Source organism: Allobosea sp. P1_A7 (assembly GCF_056406775.1).
In genome coordinates this window covers 1-17,445 of record NZ_JBFTZN010000105.1, presented here as the reverse complement: position 1 = coordinate 17,445, position 17,445 = coordinate 1, and the positions used below count along the sequence as shown (strand labels likewise).

Here is a 17,445-nt window from a genome sequence, read left to right as displayed (position 1 = left end):
GGCCGGTCTCGTTCGAGCCCTTCGCGCAGATCGCAGCCGTCACGGTCCGCACCAGCCGCGACGCCGAGACAGGTGGCCCGACCGCACTGCAGGTGCTCGGCCGCGACCAGCGCCTCGGCTTCTCGACGCTCGGCCTGCGGGCCGAGATGCAGTTGGGCGCGACGCCGCTGCTGGCCCGCGGCATGCTCGGTTGGCGCCATGCCTTTGGCGACACGACGCCCGTCGCTGCGCTCGCCTTCCTCGGCGCGGCGACGCCGTTTCAGACTTACGCCGCCCCGCTTGCCCGCAACGCCCTGGTGGCCGAGGCCGGACTCGCCTGGCGCGCAACCGCGACCACCACGCTCGGCGTCAGCTACAGCGCCGCGATCAGCGAGAATGCCCGCGATCATGCCCTCAAGGGCAGGATCGACGTCCGGTTCTGACAGGCGCAACCTTTGAAATGCGCGGCRCCCGTATGGAGCAGCCGCATCGCAACCACCGCAGCCCATCGCCGGGACAGGATGGTGCGCCTCTCCCGACACGACGCGTCGTCAATCAGCAAGGAGGCGAGACCCCAGAGAGAATGCGGCATCCTTCAGCTGTATCAGGGGAGGTGGCGCCGTGATCTCGGCAGGCTTGGCTGCCTCGCTACCAGCGGTGACGAGGCGGGCTATCCAAATCTCGCCATCCGAATAATAGGGATCGCCCTCAGCGTTGCGGCCGGTCAGCGTCGGGCCAATGCCCTTCATCTGATCGATGCCGACCACCATGCGAGCTCTGTTCAGCCCCTCGATCAGCCTGTTGCGCTCTTCGTCGATAGCGGGGGCAATGCGGTGTGTAACCTGTCCGGTGTCGCGGCTGAGCGTGACCCCGCTGTCAAATGTTGCCGAGCCGAGCCAGACAGGACGCGTATCAGTTCCGTTTGCAAGCGCCTGCCAGAGCCGCACATGCTCACGACGATCGGCACTGCCGCCCGCGGGCCTTTCAAACGCCAGGTCCTCGCGTCGTCCTTCGAAGTAGAGAGGGCTGACCGGCGCGGTCTTGTAGGGCCTGTCGAGCAGGACGCTCCCGATGATTTCCAGGCTGGTCCGCAGGGTGACCGGATCGGCGGGATACCAACTGGCCGCATGAAACGCACGCACGACATCGTCACGCGTTCCGATCAGGCCGACATTGATCGGATCGCCCGGGATGCCCTGCGCATTCGCGGTCAACATCGTCCGTGTTGACAGCTCCGGCTCTCGCTCGATGCGCGTCCAGACCGCGGGCAGAATGAGATAGCTGACGCCGAGATAGAGAATGAGGGTCGCAGCAAGGAGCTTCACAGCTCGCCGCTTCCTTCGCCTCTCCGTCGTCGGTTCGGTCATAGGGGCACCGGACATCGTCTCGGCCTGGATTTCCAGGTCATCATCCGACGGTTCATGCCCGGAGGGAAGAATGATACGAAAGCCGGGCTGGGATTGTTGACTGGGATCAGGGAGCCCGAACCGGATCGGCGACGATTACGCCATGCTTGACGACAAGCCCGACATGGCTCTTCGCTTCGGCCGCCATCCCCAATCGCGGCGGTCGAGGGCGCCAGGAAGCCGTTGCAGCTTCGCCGAAGGTCAGTGAATACCGGACAGCGGGCTTTGCTGAATGCGGCGCGGCCCCCCGCTGCTTCAATCCGATTTTCTCCGCAACCCGCAGGGAACCGAGATTGTCGCGGTCGATCTCCGCAACGACCTCCGCGAGCTTCAGCACCTCGAAGGCGTGGATCAGAACGGATCGTGCGGCTTCCGTGGCCAATCCCTGCCCCCAGAACCGCTGGCGAAGCCGCCAGCCAATCTCGATGTCCGGACCGACTGCGTCGACGGGAATCAAGAGCACCCATCCGACGAAAACGGCAGGCTCCTGTCGCAGCACGATCGTCCAGTAGCCCATTCCTGGCAGCCACGGGCCGGACGTCCGATTCTCGATGAATTCCCGGTGGGCGGATGGGTCGGACCATGGACCGCTGACGAAGCGGGTGACCTCCAGCTCACGRTCCATGAAGAGGCAATCATTGGTGTCGGCCAGCGTACGCGGACGAAGCAAGAGTCGTTCGGTCTCGAAGGAGTTGCAGGCACCGGCGCCGGTAACGATCATGTCGTGAGGCATCCCGCAGTCCGGTTCCGTAGATCGGCCGCCCGCGTGGCCAGCGTAACTTCGCCTTCTCCCATAGCGCGACCGCCTTTGGCTTGCCATTGCGAACTGCCCCATGGAAAAGCCGGTGCGATGATGACGACGACTGACCAGACCATCGAGATTACGGCGCTGAGCGAACGGCCACATTTCCGCGAGGCGGTGTCCGACCGGATCTGGAAGGCATGGTGGCGCGACGAGGGATACCTTCTCGAGCAGATCGACGACCGCGTTCGGCAAAGCCTCGGACCCGAAATCATCCCGGCTGCGCTTGTCGCTGCCGCGGGCGAACGGTTTCTCGGAACGGTGTCGTTGATCGACAACGATATGGACGAACGGCCCGGGTACAGCCCCTGGATTGCGGCGCTGTGGGTCGATCCCGCGCATCGCCGACGGGGCGTAGGAGCGGCACTGGTGCGGGCCGCGGCGGCAAGGGCCTTCGAGGCGGGCTTTCCAACGGTCTATCTCTGCGCAACGCCTGACAACACGCCCTTCTACTTTCCCCTGGGCTGGCAACAGATCGAGGCGAATGTCGCGGGCCTGAACATCCTCTCGCACTCTCGATAAGGCGCGGGCGCCAAGGCCCTCTCCCCTTCGGAGGTTGGTCGCGCTCAGAGGCGATCTGCCTGATCTGCACTCAAAGCGGGACTCCATCAGGCGTGCTCCCGTCCCGTCCAGCGAGATCGGGAGCTTTCGCGCCTCCGCAAAGAAAAAGCCCGACCAGATGGCCGGGCTTTCCGAAACTCAACGCTATCTGCCCGCAGCGCGCCGCTATGAGGCGGCGCGGCAGCAGGCCCGGTATCACTTAGCGGTCGGGGTGACCTTGGCGACGATGCCTTCGAACGGCTTGTAGGCGTCCTTGGCCAGCGCGCTGTAGAGCTCGCCCATCTTGGTCATCTGGGCAACGGCGCCCTCGAACGAGGTCTTGATGAAGTCGGCCTGGATCTCAAGCGCCTTGTCGAGCGTCTTGACGCCGGCCAGCTTCTCGATAGCGGCAGTGCCGGCCTCGAAGGACTTCTTGGCATAGTCGGTGGCTTCGACGGCAATGGTCTGCACGCCCTTCGAGGTGACGCCGAAGGCCTTCAGAGCCGCATCAACGTTATCCTTGGAAGCCTTCTGGATCGTCTCGAACTGCTGGATCATTCTTCCCACAACGCCTTAGCGTTGCCTCCTTGCTGGCGAGCCCGTAGGCCCTGTTTCCACGCCCCAAGGCCTGATGAAACTGTTCACCACCGGGGACTTCCTGTATATTGTGCAGCGCAACATAAAAGTCAAGGCCGCGCTGCAATGCATCAAACGCTAGGTAATGCCGTTCCGCCCGGAGCCCATCCGGGAGCGGGATCGGCTCACGATCTTTCGCCGTTTAACGGCTCCGTAACCCCATCATCCTAACCTTCCCAACTGTGTCCTTCGCGCCACGTCGCCAGACGCCGCGGAGACCGGGGAACAGTAGTACTGGGTTGAGGCGGGTTGCATGAGTTCTGGTAGCGTTGGTTCCCGGCGCGTGCGTCTTCGCGCACTTGTCGGACTGATCGGTGTTGTCGCCGTCGCGCTCAGCGTGGCCGCGTCCCCTGCCGAGGCCGCACGCAAGAAGCGGCGCCATGTGGGCGGTGGCTATACGCCGCCCTATGCGGCGATGGTCGTCGACGTGAAGAGCGGTCGCACGCTGCACGCGGCGAATGAGGATGCCCCGCGCATCCCCGCCTCCCTCACCAAGGTCATGACGCTCTATCTGCTGTTCGAGCAGCTCGAGCGCGGCCGCTTCAACATGAACTCCGAGCTGACGGTCTCGTCCTACGCGGCGCGTCAGGCGCCTTCCAAGATCGGCTTCGCGCCCGGCGAGACGATCGAGGTGCGCGACGCGATCATGGCGCTGATCACCAAATCGGCCAATGACGTCGCCATGGCGGTCGCGGAGAATGTCGGCGGCTCCGAGGACGAATTCGCACGGATGATGACGGCGCGCGCCCGCTCGCTCGGCATGAGCCGGACCAGCTTCTACAATCCGCATGGCCTGCCGCATAATCCGCCGAACCTGACGACGGCGCGCGACCTCACCATTCTCGCCCGCGCGATCCAGGAACGCTTCCCGCGCTATTACCCGATGTTCTCGACCCGCGTGTTCAACTATGCGGGCGGTGCCTATCGCAACCACAACAAGCTGCTCGGCCGCGTCGAGGGCGTGGACGGCATCAAGACCGGCTACACCAACGCTTCGGGCTTCAACCTGATGACATCGGCCAAGTCGGATGGTCGCCAGATCGTCTCGGTCGTGCTCGGCGGCCGTTCCGGCGCCAGCCGCGACAAGATCATGGCCGACCTGGTCGCCGCCAATCTGCCGCGCGCCGCGGCCGGCGGGCGGTCCGCCCCGATGGTCGCCGAGGCCGAGCCGGCGCAGGAGCGTCCGCATCAGGCGACCCAGGTTGCCGCGGCTCCCGTCCAGCATGCGGCCGCCAGCGAGCCCGCGCCAAGGCCGGTGCCGCGTCCGCGCGTCGAGAGCGAGCCGGAAGTCCCGGCGGCTGCCCGCGCCTATGCCGCGACCACCACCACACCGATCGCGCCGCCGCGCCCGATCAATCTCGGCGCTCAGCCGCTGCCRCTCTCCGGCATGCGTCCGGTCACCGCGACGACGACGCCCTCGGCCATGCGCTGGTCAATCGGCGCCCCGCCGGTTGACGGCAAGATCCTGCGTCCGCCGGCGAATGTCGATGTCACCTCGTCGATCGCGAAGGTTGCCGAACCTGAAGAAAAACCCGTCGCCCGGGCTCCCGAGCCCGCCAAGGTCGAACTGCGCCAGCCTGAAGTCGCCCCGGCGATCGCCCAGGCCAAGGCTCCCTCAGCCGGCACCACGACGCTCGCCAAGGCCCAGGACAACAACAAGGCGAGCGATGCACGCAGCGGTTCCACCGCGATCCCATCCGGCAAATGGGTGATCCAGCTCGGCGCGACTGATGACGAAGCCAAGGCCAAGGATATCCTGGCCAAGGCCCGCGCCAAGGCCGCAGGCCCGCTCGCCGAGGCATCCCCCTTCACCGAGAAGGTCGAGAAGGGCGGCACCACGCTCTTCCGCGCCCGCTTCGCCGGCTTCGAGGATCCGAAGGACGCTCAGAACGCCTGCGCCAAGCTCAAGCGCGACGGCTTCTCCTGCTTCGCGATCCGCGGCTGAACGAACTGGGAAAGGACCTCAGCCATGTCGTTCCAGCCCGGAATCTCACTTCAGCAGAGCATCCTTKGCCTGATTGACGCGAGCAGCAAGCCCGCTGGTGCCTCCGGCGTCCGGGTGGATCCGCTTCATCAGGGCTCGATGGGCCTCGCGGACCGCCTCCTCGCCCGCCCCAGGCTGAAGCCCCAGGATCTCGTAGGCCTCCTGTTGCGTCATCGCGCCCGGGCGCGTCGCGCCGCCCTGCCCCGCGTCGCGGTGACCATCAGCGTGTTCACGCCAGCCGGGCGTCCGGCGGTCGAGATAAGCCTCTAGCAGCCGCGCTCCCTCCGGGTCTCCCGCCAGGCAGTCCCGCATCAGACGGGCGATCTCGTCGAGGCTCAGCGCATCGAGATCGCGGCCGGCGAAAGCGCCGGCCTTGACCTTACCGGTCATGCCGCCGCTGTCATGGTCGAGTTCCATCTCCAGCAATGTCGACGAGACACGCGAGCGCGCGCCCGGTGTCTCCCGGGCCCCGCCGCTCCAGGGAAAGCGCATTCCGCCGGGCCCATAGGCACTCCAGCCGAGCAGCCAGGCTCCGATACCGCCGACGAAGATCGCCATGTCGAGCCRGCCTCGCAGCATCATGAGAGCCGCCACGCCAAGCGAGAGAACGCCACCCAGCGTCTTCAGCGCCTTCGCCAGCAGTTGCGGATTGGCCCCGGTGAAGAGCTTCGAAACCCACCAGAGCAGGATCACGACGGCGATGCCGTAGAGCAGCGTCACCGACGGCCTCCATCCATGGCAGCGAGCAGGCCCTTCACGGCGGGGCTCGCACCGGCAAGCTTCAGCATCGCCTCGCGTCCTCCGCTGGCATAGGCCGCAGCGCCGCGCAGCAGATCGAGCAGCGAGCCCGGCGCAGTCGCGTCGAAACGCGCATAGGCGCCACCGGTCAGCCGCGCGATCGAGGCGAAGGCAGCGCTTGTCGCAGGATCGCCCCCCTCCTGGAACATGAAGCCGCGAATGCCGCGCAGGCCGAGTTCGCCGGCAAGGGTGGCAAGCGTGTCGACATCCTCCTCCATCGCATCACCGACGAAGACGAAGGCGCGCACAGGCACTGCCCTGGCCTCGTCGCGGACGTGCCTGAGCACGCGCGAGATCTGGGTCTGCCCGCCTTCGCAGGCAATTTGCGTCATCAGCCCGGTCAGGCGGCGCGGTTCGCCGATCCAGCCCGAGGCGCGGCATTCGGCAAAGCCGCGGAAATAGACGAGTTGCACGGCGAGCCCGCCGGAGCCGGCCGCGACCTCGAACATTCTTGCCTGCAGGGAGCAGGCCAGGTCCCRGGTCGGCTGACGGCTCATCGTGGCGTCGAGCGCGAAGACGAGCCGACCGGCCTGCCCGGCCGCAAGCGGTGCGAGCTGCTTGGCGGCGCCGAGGAACCTGTCGATCTCGCCCGGCGCGGAATGGCCGGCCTGTGGCGCATTGGGCGAAACGCCCGCCGCCTTGCCTACAGCCTTGTCGGTCTCTCGCGTCATCAGGGTCCCGGGCGCATCACGCTGCCAAACTCGAATCCAAACCTGATATTGGCCATCGCTCCGGCATTTGCTACCCGTCTCCGGCCGATGGAGAGAGAACCGATGACGCAGGTGGCGGTGGTGGAGACGGTCCGGGACCTGCGCCGGGCGGTGGCGGGCTGGCACGCAGCGGGCGAAAGGGTCGCCTTGGTGCCGACCATGGGCGCCCTGCACGAGGGCCATATCGCGCTGGTGAAGCTGGCGCAGCAGCATGCGCGCCGCGTTGTCGTCTCGATCTTCGTCAATCCGACCCAGTTCGCCCCGCACGAAGACTTCAAGAAATATCCCCGCACATTCGACACCGACCGCAGCCTGCTGGAAGCGGCGCAGGCGGACGCGATCTTCTTCCCCTCGGTCGAGGAGATGTACCCGGCGGGCTTCGCCAGCCGCGTGCTGCTGCTCGGCCCGGCCGCCGTCGGCCTCGACGATCGCTTCCGCCCGACGCATTTCGAGGGTGTCGCAACGATTTGCTGCAAGCTGTTCACCCAGAGCCGGGCTGATTGCGCCGTCTTCGGCGAGAAGGACTACCAGCAGCTCAAGGTGGTGACGCGAATGGCGGCGGATCTCGATCTCGGCATCGCGATCATCCCCGCGCCGACCCATCGCGAGCCGGATGGCCTCGCGATGTCCTCACGCAACCGCTACCTCTCGCCTGAGGAACGCGCGCTGGCGCCCGTGCTCCACCGTGTCATGCAAAACCTTGCCATGCGCATCCGCAACGAGGACCCGCTCTTCCAGGCGGTCGGCCAAGCGCAAAGCGAGATCATCACCGCCGGGTTCGAGCTCGACTATCTCGAGGCCCGCCACGCCGAGACGCTGGCACCGGTCACCGGCCTGGCCGACGGCCCGATCAGGCTGCTGGTGGCGGCGCGCCTCGGCGGAACGAGGCTGATCGACAACATTTCCGTGTGACGGGCTAACCCGGACCCCGATCAGCCCTTTGGAGCGCAGCCGGCCGCTCCGCGGGAGAACCCCAGCCTAGAGCAGTCCCAACCCAGCCAGTTCGCGCCGCATCTCTTCGGGCATCTCGGCGAGGTCGCCGCCGTGCTGGCCGATGTCACGCGGAGCGTCCTTGGGCTGCAGATAGCGCCAGCCCTGGAAGGGACGGAACGGCCGCGGCTCGACCGGGATCACCACCGGCTCCATCACCAGATGGCAGCGCCCGATCCCCTCACCATCGGTGAAAGGCCGGATATCCGTCAGTCGCTGGCGCGCCGAGATCTGCCCCTTGATCACCCAGTAGAGCGAGCCGCCATCGACGATCTCCTCGATGCGCTTGGGTACCATGCGGGTGGTATGGGTCTGCTCCTCCCGGCGGCCGAGCCGGCGCATCAACGCCATCTGCTCCTCGACCCATTCCTCGAGATCGCGAATGGATTCGGCACCGACGCAGAGTTTGAGCATGTGCAAGGCCATGGCTGCATATTAATCCTCGCTGGCGAACCGGGCCAGCGTTGCCGGAGTTTCTCCACAGAGGCTGGATCGCCCGCTCTCAGCCGTCTCCGGGCTCTACTTGCGCTGCCCCGGGATGACGACAGCCGAGAGACGCGATACCTCAGTACCGGGAGAAGGAGACCCAGAACATGCGCGGACTTGCCGGCAAGGCCATTCTCGTCACCGGAAGCACATCGGGCATCGGCTATGCGATGGCGGAACGTCTCGTCGCCGAAGGCGCCAAAGTCCTGGTTCATGGCCAGGACGACGCACATGTGGCTGCCGCCTGCGCCAAGCTCGGAGCCTCCACGCAAGGCGCGGCTGGCGACCTCGCCGAGCCCGCCACCGCCCAGGTGCTCGTCGACGCCACCGTCAGGGCCTTTGGCCGCATCGACGGGCTGGTCAACAATGCCGGCATCTATCCACGCGGCGTCATCGGCGAGACCACGGCCGCCTTCTTCGACCATGTCTTCGCGATCAATACCCGCGCCCCGCTTCTGTGCGCCGAAGCGGCGATCGCCGCCTTCCGCCTGCAGAAATCCGGGGGCGCCATCGTCACAGTCGGTTCGATCAACGCGCTCTGCGGCCAGAGCGACCTGACGGTCTATTCCATGTCGAAGGGCGCATTGACGACGATGACGCGTAATCTCGCCGATGCGCTCGGGCGGGAACGCATCCGGGTCAACGCGCTGAATGTCGGCTGGACCTTTACGGCGAACGAGGACGCGACCCAGCAGCGCGAGGGGCGCGAGCCGGGCTGGCAGAACCATGTTTCGCCGATCTTCGCCCCGACGGGCCGGATCATGCAGCCCGACGAGATCGCCGCCCACACAGCGTTCTGGCTCTCCGACGATAGCGCACCGGTCTCCGGCCAGATCTACGAGGTCGAGCAATATCCCCTGATCGGCCGCAACCGCACGCAGACGACCTGAGGCAGCATGCCAGACTATGACTACGCGCCCCATCTCGCACGCTGGGGCCTGGTGCCCGACGGCGTGCCGATCGTCACCCATAGCAGCCACCTTCTCCCGGTCAGGCACCATGGCGCGCCCGCCATGCTGAAGCTGCCGGAGGCGCCCGACGAGCGCCTCGGTTATTTGCCGCTGGAATACTGGGCTGGCGAGGGGGCGGCACGGCTGCTCGCCCGCAGCCCGACCGGCGACGCCATGCTGCTCGAACGCGCGACCGGCCAACGTTCGCTTTCGGCCATGGCTCGCAACAGCGCCGCTGCCGACGACGAGGCGACGGCGATCCTGTGCGAAGCGATCGCGGGATTGCACAAACCGCGCGGCCGGGCACCGGCCGGCCTCATTCCGCTCGAAACCTGGTTTGCGGACCTGTTTCCGATGGCGGCGCAGCGGGGTGGCATCCTGGCGCGCTCTGCTGCGGCGGCGACCGAATTGCTCCCGGCGCAGCGCGAGATCGTGCCGCTGCATGCCGATCTCCACCACGACAACGTGCTCGATTTCGAGTCGCGCGGCTGGCTCGCCATCGACCCGAAATGTGTGCTCGGCGACCGCGCCTTCGAGTACACGATCCTGTTCTGCGATCCCGATCTCTCGGACCCCGATCCACCTGTCGCCATCGTCCCGGGGCGTTTCGAGCGTCGGCTGGAGATCGTTCTGGAGAAATCGGGGCTGGAACGCCGCCGCCTGCTGAGCTGGCTCCTGGCCTGGTGCGGATTGTCGGCCGCCTGGTTCCTCGGCGACGACGACCCGCTTGCAGAGATCAATCTTGCCGTCGCGGAGCGGGTGATCATCGCCTTGGACACACTCTGACCATCACGCTCGCTTCTGCGCTTGCATCCACGCGCTGAACGTATCGGGCAAGACGTTCGACCCGCAGATCACCGTGGCCACACGCTTGTCGCGATAGCGCTCCGGGTCTTCGAGCATTGCCGCGATGCCGAGTGCGGCGGAAGGTTCGGTAACGAGGGCAGCGTGCCGGTAGAGCATGCGCATGCCCTCGATGAGGCTCGCCTCCTCCACGAGCGGAACATGGTCTGCGACGGAGATCAGGTCGTCGAGGACGACGGCGATCGGAAATCGCCCGGCGACACCATCGGCGATGGTGTTGGTGTTCGCGGTGGTCACGACCGATCGGGCTCGCCAGGACATTGCCAGGGCCGGCGCGCCTTTCGGCTGGACGCAGACGATGTCCGTCGCCGGCGACAAGGTCTTGAAGATATGCCCCACGCCTGTGGCGAGTGCGCCGCCACCAAGCGCAAGCAACACTGTATCGATGCGATCGAGCCCCTCGACGAGTTCGAGGCCGATCGTACCCGCGCCCTCGCAGGTGTCGAATTTCTCGCTATCCTCGATGAGGAAAGCCTCGCCGCGAGCCGCGATCTCCCGCGCATGCTCACGGGCATTCTCGATGTCGCCCTCGACCAGTTCGACGATCCCGCCCAACCGGCGGATGCGCTCGATCTTCGCTGCATTGGCGCCTTTGCCCGCAATCACCGTGACGGCAATGCCGCGTGTCCTGCCGCTATGAGCGAGCGCTTGCCCGAGATTGCCGGCACTGGCGCAGACCGCAGCCCTGGGACCGGAGCTTCTGGCGAGCCGTGACATCGCGACCTCGGTCCCGCGCCCTTTGAAGCACCCGATCGGATTCGCGGTCTCGAGCTTGATGACGAGTTCACAGTCCAGCAATGCGCCGAGTGTCGGGGCGAGGAACTGCGGCGTGTCGCGAAACACCGGTGAAATCTCTCGTTTCGCTTGCCGGATGCGATCGAGATCGAGCCTAGTGCGCGGCTGCGTGACACTACGGTCCTGCGAGGTTGTTTCACTGACAGGCTGCATGGGACAACCCTCGAGCAGAATGGTACGACGGTGCGGATGCGTGCGCTTTAGCGCACAAACAATTTGTGCGCAATAACGCACAGAACGGAGACCGCCCTCAATGAAGCCTGTTGGCCCCGTCGATACGCCGAAGCTGCTCAAATCGATCAGGAGCGATCTCGGCTGGAGCCTCGATCAGACGGCGGCGCGCACCGGTGTCAGCAAGGCGATGCTGGGCCAGATCGAGCGCGGCGAATCTACGCCGACCGTTGCGACGCTTTGGAAGATCGCCACCGGCCTGGGAGTGCCCATGACCGCCCTGCTGGAGGCTGATCGCGGCGACGACGGTGTCCTGCTTTTTCGGGATGTCAGTGAGTTGCGCGTGCGACCCTCGCAGGAAGGAATGCAGCGGGCGCTGCTGTTCCCTTATGAGGCGCGATTTGGCTTCGAGCTCTACGAGCTCACCTTCGCTCCGACCTTCGAGAGCATATCGGAGCCCCACGACATCGGAGTCGTAGAGCATGTCACCGTCATGCACGGCATGGTCGAATTGCTGGTGGAGGAGGAGTGGCGGCAGCTCAAGCAGGGGCAGTCGCTGCGGTTCCCCGCCGATCGTCGCCACGGCTATCGAAACCGGACGGGCCAAGAAGCCGTGGTCATGGACCTGATCCACTACCGGTTTGCGCCGCGCCTCAAGCCGTGACTTCCTCGGCAGTGCAGCCCGGGCCTCTCCTGGCGCTACGGCCTGCTCACTCCCCCAGCACCACCACCTTCGCGCCCTCGGCCACCTGTGCCCCCGGCTGACCGGCAACTTCGGTCACGGTGCCGTCGCGCGGAGCCGTCAGCACATGCTCCATCTTCATCGCCTCGACGATCGCGAGCCGCTGGCCCTTGGTGACCAGCTCGCCGGGCTGGACGAAGAGCGCGATCAGCTTGCCATGCATCGGCGCCTTGATGACGCCCCCAGACCCCGCGGCGGCGTCGAGATCGACCGCAAACGGATCGTAGAGCGAAACCGTCGTCTGCCGCCCGCGATGCAGCGCGAACCAGACGCCACGCTCGGCCTGCGCCAGCGTGATCTCGTGCTCGCCCTCATCGATCTCATGGCCAGGCAGGCTGACGCGCGCACCGTCTTCATGCCACTCGATCCGGGCATCGATCCGTTCGCCGTCGACTGAGAGCGGCAGGCCAAGCGGCTGGCGCGGCATCAGCGAGAAGGCATCGGGAACGACCCAGGGCGAAAGCGCCCCGCCCTCATGCGCCGCCGCTGCAACGAGGCCGGCCTCCTGGCGCTGCTCCTCGAGCTGCAGCGCGGCAGCAGCCACCGCCGCGGCATCAAGCGGCTGCGGCACGGCACCCAGCGCATCGAGATTACGATCGATGAAACCGGTATCGAATGGCCCCTGCCGGAAGCCCTCGGCCTCCGCGAGATGCTTGAGGAAGGCAAGGTTGGTGCGCGGCCCGGCGACGATCGTTTCGCCCAGCGCCTGCGCCAGTCGGTCGAGCGCCTCATTGCGATCGGCGCCATGGGCGATGACCTTGGCAATCATCGGATCGTAGAACGGCGTCACCGTGTCGCCGGCCTCGACGCCCGTATCGATGCGGATGCCTTCCCCCTCGGGGAACTGCAGCGCCCAGAGCTTGCCGGTCGACGGCAGGAACCCCTTTTCGGGATCCTCGGCATAGAGCCGCGCTTCGACGGCATGCCCATTCGCCTGCACATCGGACTGGGTGAAGCCGAGCGGCTCGCCGGCCGCCACCTTGAGCTGGAGCTCGACCAGATCGAGCCCCGTGATCGCCTCCGTGACCGGGTGCTCGACCTGCAGGCGCGTATTCATTTCCATGAAATAGAAGCGGTCGGCCCTCAGGCCTTCCCGCCCATCCGCAATGAACTCGACCGTGCCGGCGCCGACATAACCGACAGCGCGCGCCGCCTCGGTGGCTGCCTTGCCCATCGCCGCCCGGACCTCGGCGCTCATGCCCGGAGCCGGGGCCTCCTCGATCACCTTCTGGTGCCGGCGCTGCAGTGAGCAATCGCGTTCGTAGAGGTGGACGACATTGCCATGACTGTCGCCAAAGACCTGAATTTCGACATGGCGCGGCGAGAGCACGTATTTCTCCACCAGCACGCGGGCATCGCCGAAGGCGCTCTTGCCTTCACGCTGGGCGCTGGAGAGCGCGTCGGCGAAATCCTCTGGCCGATCGACCTTTTTCATGCCTTTGCCGCCGCCACCCGCGACCGCCTTGATCAGCACGGGATAGCCGATCACTTCGGCTTGCCCCGCGAGGAAGCCGACATCCTGTTCGGCGCCGTGATAGCCCGGGACCACCGGCACCTTCGCCTTCTCGACCAGCGCCTTGGCTGCATCCTTCAAGCCCATGGCGCGAATGGCCGAGGCCGGCGGACCGACGAAGACGATGCCGGCAGCGGTGCAGGCATCGGCGAAATCGGCATTCTCGGAGAGGAAGCCGTAGCCCGGATGGATGCAGGCAGCATTCGCCTGCCTGGCAACGGCCAGGATCTTCTCGGCGTCGAGATAGCTTTCGCGGGCCGGCGCAGGACCGATCCGATAGGCCTCGTCCGCCATCTCTACGAAGAGCGCATCCTCATCGGCGTCGGAATGGACCGCGATGGTGCGCAGGCCCAGGCGCCTGGCTGTCCGGATGACGCGGCAAGCGATCTCGCCGCGATTGGCGATCAGGATGGAAGGCAGTTTCTCGGCGATCGTCATGGGCCGCGTCCTTTGAACGTCTGCCCCGTTATAGCAATCCGCACGGCGATGTCTGCGCGCCATTGCGCATCTGCGGATGCGCGGCTCGTCGCGCTTACGCCTCCTCCCCGCTTTGGGAGGAGGCGCAGCCGACTGACCGATCGCGAGGCAACAGAGCAGCCCTTTCGATGGCTTCGTTGCGCTCCAAGGGAAGACCCGCCTAACTCAGCACTCCGAGTCGGCGGCCGAGTTTCAGCGTGACCGTAGCTCCGACCAGCAGCGCCACACCAAAGATCCAGCCGGAGACTGCGCCTGCCGATACGCCCGAGAGCAGCGTGCCGACCGTGCAGCCAAGCCCGACCAGTGTTCCCCAACCGAGGAGCACGCCACCCAGAATCCCACGCAGGATCTGTGGCGGACGCGGCAGGCTCGGCCTGAACTCGCCCGAAGCGAGCGCAGCGCAGAAGGACGCCAGCACAAGGCCGATGACGAACAGACCGTTCGGCGTCAGCAAGGCGTCACGGATCACCGTGGCGCAGCCGCGAAAGCTGTCGAGGCCTTCCAGCCGCTCCGGCAGCAGGTCGAAAGCGTTCGCCACCTGCCGTGAGCGCGAGCCGAGTTCGGCCGTGACGCCGAGCGGGCTCAGCCGCAGATAGGCTGCTATGCCGACGAGGCCGACGAAGAGACCGCCGAGCCAGGACGGCCAGCGCGCGACGAAGACCTGATGCAAAGGGGCTTGTGACTCCGCTTCGGTCCCGCCGATCGGCTGCCCTACCCGCAACAGCACGAGCGCCAGTGCGGCCAGCGCGCCAAGGCCACCGAGCAGCGCGCCGGCATAGCCGAGATGGCGCGGCAGCCAGAGCACCGCGGATTCCGAGATGCTGAGCAGGTAGAGTTCGTTCCAGCTCAGGAAACCGAGCCCGAAGCCAAGCCCGGCCCCGATCAGCGCGAAGGGCGCGGTCGGCGAGCCTTCGCCCAGTCTGTACCAATGGGCACTGATGCAGGAGCCGGAGATCGCCGTGCCGGCGCCGAAAGCCAGGCCCGCCAGAACCAGCACAGGACCGACCGGACCGATATGGGCCGTCGGCGGCAGCCGTGCCCCCGACGGGTCGGGCAGCCAGGCTCCGAAGATCAGGGTATAGCCGACGATGCCGACCGCAAGCGCAGTCAGGATACCGAGCAGACCGCGGGGGTCGCGCCGGTCGAGCCAGTCCCGCCAGATGCAGAGGAAGCAGAAGCGGGAGCGCTGCAGCACGAAACCGAAGACCGCGCCGAGGATCAGCGAGAGCTGCAGTTGCGGTGCCGGGTCGCCATGGGTTCCGACGAGCTGGATCGCCCCGGCGAGCACCAGGACGACGGCCGTCGCGGCCACGAAGCGCGCAGGCGGGAACTGCAGCTCATCGGCAGCAATCCCGCCCGAGGCGGCTTCGCGCGCCCGCTGATAATCGAGCGCGCCAGTGTCGTCGGACATGCTCATGGATGCTGCCCGGGCAGACTCGCCAGCCTGGCGCTCACTTGCCGCTCCAGACCGTGCCCGCCGGGTTATTGATCGGCAGGCCGACGACATTGCCGTACTCAGTCCAAGAACCGTCATAATTGGCGACCTGGTAGCCAAGTAGGCGCGACAGGATGAACCAGCTATGGCTCGATCGCTCGCCGATCCGGCAGGTCGTGATGATCGGCTTCGAGCCGTCGATGCCGATCTCGGCATAGAGCTTCCTCAGCTCCTCGACCGGCTTGATCGTGCCATCAGCCTGGTTTACTGCGCGTGCCCAGGGCAGGTTGACGGAGCCTGGGATATGGCCGGCGCGGAGCGCCAGTTCCTGGAACCCAGCCGGTGCGATGATCTTGCCCGAGAACTCGTCGGGCGAGCGGATGTCGAGGATGCGGGCATCCGACTTCCTTTCGACGACATTCACGACATCCGTCAGCCGCGCGCGCAGCGTGCGGTTGGGTTGGGAGACGGTGAAGCCCGACGCCTTGACCGGTGCCGGACTGGTCGCGACCGGGCGCTTCTCCAGCTCCCATTTCTTGCGGCCACCATCGAGCAGCTTCACGTTGTCGCGCAGGCCGTAGATGTCGAACACCCAGGCGCCCCAGGCGGCGAACCAGTTGTTGCTGTCGCCGTAGAGAACGACCGTCGTATCCTTGTCGAGGCCGAGCTTGCGGGCCAGCGCCTGGAATTTCTCAGGCGTCGCGATATCCCGCGACACGGTCTCGACCAGATCGGTGTGCCAGACGACGTTCTGCGCCCCCGGGATATGGCCGCGTTCATAAAGCCCAGGCTCGACGCTGACCTCGACGATGCGAAGCGTCGGATTCGCGAGGTTCTGCTCGAGCCATTCGGTCGTCACCAGCGGACCGCCATTCGCCCAGGCAGCGCCGATCGATGCGAGCCCCCCCAGCACCGAACCGAGCACCCATCCCAGTCGCGTCTTCCCAGCCATATCGCCTCAACTCCGTCCATTTGATCGAGAAATCAGGAGGGAGATCGTCGCCGCCAGGGCCGCGCAGGAACAGCCGAACAGGATTTTTTTGTTTGCCGGGTGCGGACAAGAACCGTCCCCCGGTGTCTGCCGTAGGGGAAGATCCTTCCGAAAGGCCCGTGTCAGGCTTCCGCTGGGAGGGTTTTGTCCTGCGGCGCCCGGGCAGCCTTCCAGATCGCCCAGGTCGCCTGGAAGCAGATGCCGGCCACGATGAGGTCGAACAGATATTCCGGCCAGCGCACCGGGGCGACGCGGGCGACGAGACCAAGCAGCGCAAAGCCGGTGGTCGAGATCACGTCGTTGCGGCTGGAGAGCCAGGTCGCCTTGATCACCGGATTAGTCTCGCGGCGGAAGCGCCAGAGCAGGGCGACGATCAGGATGGCGATGACGATCGCGCTCGCCGCGGAGAAGCCGAGCGTCCAGATCTCGATCGGCCTCGGGCTGACGATCTTGTCCCAGAGGTCGTAGAGCGTGTGGATACCGGCGATCGCCATGACGGCCCCGATACCGAGCGCGGCCCAGCGCTCGGCCGGCTCGTCACGGCCGAAGACCAGCGCGGCGATGCCGTAGAGCAGGACGTCGTAGACCCAGTCGACGCCGTCCTTGAGCAGTTGGGCGTTGCCGATGCCGTGCGCCCAGAGCACGACATGGGCGGCGAACAGGAAAATGCCGAGCGCGATGCCCCAGATGGTCAGGCGATAGGCGCGGGCCATGCGCGCCTGCGCCTTGCCGTCATGGCCGGGCTCGCCCCGACCATCCATGTCTTCAAACGGCGTGTTCGTCTCGAACGCGGACATGCAAGGCRCTCCTCAAGGCCGGCATCCCACTGTCCTGCAACGAGCTGGCGACGCAAGGCGTCATGACCGGGACAGGCCCAGCCGTGACGCCGAGAGATCAGCCGCGCCCCACCAGCGGCGCCTTGGTCGCCATCACGGTGACGAACAGCACATTGGCCTCGATCGGCAGGCTCGCCATGTGCAGAACCGTGGAGGCGACATGCGCCACGTCCATCACCGCCTCAACCTTGATCGAGCCGTCGGCCTGCGGCACGCCGGTCGTCATCTTCTGCGCCATCTCGGTCAGTGCATTGCCGATATCGACCTGGCCGACCGCGATGTCGTATTTGCGGCCGTCGAGCGATGCGGTCTTGGTCAGGCCGCTGATCGCGTGCTTGGT

General features: G+C 66.3%; 18 protein-coding genes and 1 pseudogene. 7 read left to right on the top strand and 12 right to left on the bottom strand.

Annotated elements, in window-relative coordinates; genetic code table 11:
- Positions 1-422, top strand: a 422-nt coding sequence (locus AC1D34_RS19025; RefSeq protein ID WP_476825028.1) for an autotransporter outer membrane beta-barrel domain-containing protein, incomplete at its 5' end; no start/stop codon positions are given.
- 108 nt (positions 423-530) lie between these two features.
- Here AC1D34_RS19025 and AC1D34_RS19020 read toward each other — a convergent pair.
- On the bottom strand, positions 531-1,304 hold the full coding sequence (locus AC1D34_RS19020; RefSeq protein ID WP_476825027.1) for an LssY C-terminal domain-containing protein: 774 nt from the start codon (positions 1,302-1,304) through the stop codon (positions 531-533).
- 148 nt (positions 1,305-1,452) lie between these two features.
- On the bottom strand, positions 1,453-2,106 hold the full coding sequence (locus tag AC1D34_RS19015) for a GNAT family N-acetyltransferase (protein WP_476825026.1): 654 nt from the start codon (positions 2,104-2,106) through the stop codon (positions 1,453-1,455).
- Positions 2,107-2,235: 129 nt separating this feature from the next.
- On the opposite strand from AC1D34_RS19015, the gene AC1D34_RS19010 reads away from it, so the two are divergent.
- Positions 2,236-2,709, top strand: coding sequence for a GNAT family N-acetyltransferase (locus AC1D34_RS19010; protein ID WP_476825025.1), 474 nt, complete (start codon positions 2,236-2,238; stop codon positions 2,707-2,709).
- 234 nt (positions 2,710-2,943) lie between these two features.
- On the opposite strand, the gene AC1D34_RS19005 is transcribed toward AC1D34_RS19010, so the two are convergent.
- Positions 2,944-3,285: a phasin family protein gene (locus AC1D34_RS19005; protein ID WP_069880213.1), complete on the bottom strand. Its 342-nt coding sequence runs from the start codon at positions 3,283-3,285 to the stop codon at positions 2,944-2,946.
- A gap of 331 nt (positions 3,286-3,616) precedes the next feature.
- On the opposite strand from AC1D34_RS19005, the gene AC1D34_RS19000 reads away from it, so the two are divergent.
- Entirely contained in the window at positions 3,617-5,308 is a 1,692-nt protein-coding gene (locus AC1D34_RS19000; RefSeq protein ID WP_069880212.1) for an SPOR domain-containing protein, read from the top strand.
- Positions 5,309-5,353: 45 nt separating this feature from the next.
- Here AC1D34_RS19000 and AC1D34_RS18995 read toward each other — a convergent pair whose 3' ends face one another.
- Complete coding sequence (locus tag AC1D34_RS18995; protein WP_476825024.1) at positions 5,354-6,067, bottom strand: J domain-containing protein; 714 nt, start codon at positions 6,065-6,067, stop codon at positions 5,354-5,356.
- Positions 6,064-6,816 carry a VWA domain-containing protein gene (locus tag AC1D34_RS18990; RefSeq protein WP_476825023.1) on the bottom strand — a complete coding sequence of 251 codons (753 nt, stop codon included), beginning with the start codon at positions 6,814-6,816 and terminating at the stop codon, positions 6,064-6,066. The genes AC1D34_RS18995 and AC1D34_RS18990 overlap by 4 nt, the downstream gene beginning before the upstream one ends.
- 102 nt (positions 6,817-6,918) lie before the next feature.
- Here AC1D34_RS18990 and panC point away from each other — a divergent pair, with 102 nt between their 5' ends.
- Positions 6,919-7,767, top strand: a complete 849-nt coding sequence (gene panC / locus AC1D34_RS18985; RefSeq protein ID WP_476825022.1) for a pantoate--beta-alanine ligase — start codon at positions 6,919-6,921, stop codon at positions 7,765-7,767.
- 66 nt (positions 7,768-7,833) lie between these two features.
- Here the strand turns inward: panC and AC1D34_RS18980 are convergent, their stop codons facing one another.
- The gene (locus AC1D34_RS18980) at positions 7,834-8,271 is read right to left on the bottom strand and encodes a DUF1489 family protein (RefSeq protein WP_113519247.1); all 438 of its coding nucleotides are present in this window, start codon (positions 8,269-8,271) and stop codon (positions 7,834-7,836) included.
- A gap of 167 nt (positions 8,272-8,438) precedes the next feature.
- Here AC1D34_RS18980 and AC1D34_RS18975 point away from each other — a divergent pair, with 167 nt between their 5' ends.
- Both AC1D34_RS18975 and AC1D34_RS18970 read left to right on the top strand, forming a co-directional pair.
- A complete protein-coding gene (locus AC1D34_RS18975; protein WP_476825021.1) occupies positions 8,439-9,221 on the top strand; it encodes an SDR family NAD(P)-dependent oxidoreductase in 783 nt (260 codons plus the stop codon).
- A 6-nt stretch (positions 9,222-9,227) separates the two neighbouring features.
- Entirely contained in the window at positions 9,228-10,067 is an 840-nt protein-coding gene (locus tag AC1D34_RS18970; RefSeq protein ID WP_476825020.1) for an aminoglycoside phosphotransferase family protein, read from the top strand.
- A gap of 3 nt (positions 10,068-10,070) precedes the next feature.
- On the opposite strand, the gene AC1D34_RS18965 is transcribed toward AC1D34_RS18970, so the two are convergent.
- Entirely contained in the window at positions 10,071-11,093 is a 1,023-nt protein-coding gene (locus AC1D34_RS18965; RefSeq protein WP_476825019.1) for a threonine ammonia-lyase, read from the bottom strand.
- A gap of 100 nt (positions 11,094-11,193) precedes the next feature.
- Here AC1D34_RS18965 and AC1D34_RS18960 point away from each other — a divergent pair, with 100 nt between their 5' ends.
- On the top strand, positions 11,194-11,775 hold the full coding sequence (locus tag AC1D34_RS18960) for a helix-turn-helix domain-containing protein (protein WP_476825018.1): 582 nt from the start codon (positions 11,194-11,196) through the stop codon (positions 11,773-11,775).
- Positions 11,776-11,821: 46 nt separating this feature from the next.
- On the opposite strand, the gene AC1D34_RS18955 is transcribed toward AC1D34_RS18960, so the two are convergent.
- From AC1D34_RS18955 to AC1D34_RS18935, 5 genes and pseudogenes are all read right to left on the bottom strand, one after another.
- Positions 11,822-13,804 (bottom strand): acetyl/propionyl/methylcrotonyl-CoA carboxylase subunit alpha, encoded by a 1,983-nt coding sequence (locus AC1D34_RS18955; RefSeq protein WP_476825017.1) that lies wholly within the window; start codon positions 13,802-13,804, stop codon positions 11,822-11,824.
- 199 nt (positions 13,805-14,003) lie between these two features.
- The gene (locus AC1D34_RS18950) at positions 14,004-15,254 is read right to left on the bottom strand and encodes a YeeE/YedE family protein (protein WP_476825016.1); all 1,251 of its coding nucleotides are present in this window, start codon (positions 15,252-15,254) and stop codon (positions 14,004-14,006) included.
- A gap of 40 nt (positions 15,255-15,294) precedes the next feature.
- Positions 15,295-16,230, bottom strand: coding sequence for a sulfurtransferase (locus AC1D34_RS18945; protein ID WP_441493250.1), 936 nt, complete (start codon positions 16,228-16,230; stop codon positions 15,295-15,297).
- 161 nt (positions 16,231-16,391) lie between these two features.
- Positions 16,392-17,066: a cation efflux transmembrane domain-containing protein gene (locus tag AC1D34_RS18940; protein ID WP_476825015.1), complete on the bottom strand. Its 675-nt coding sequence runs from the start codon at positions 17,064-17,066 to the stop codon at positions 16,392-16,394.
- A gap of 97 nt (positions 17,067-17,163) precedes the next feature.
- A pseudogene (locus AC1D34_RS18935) lies at positions 17,164-17,445 on the bottom strand (3-oxoacyl-ACP reductase); the annotation flags it as partial.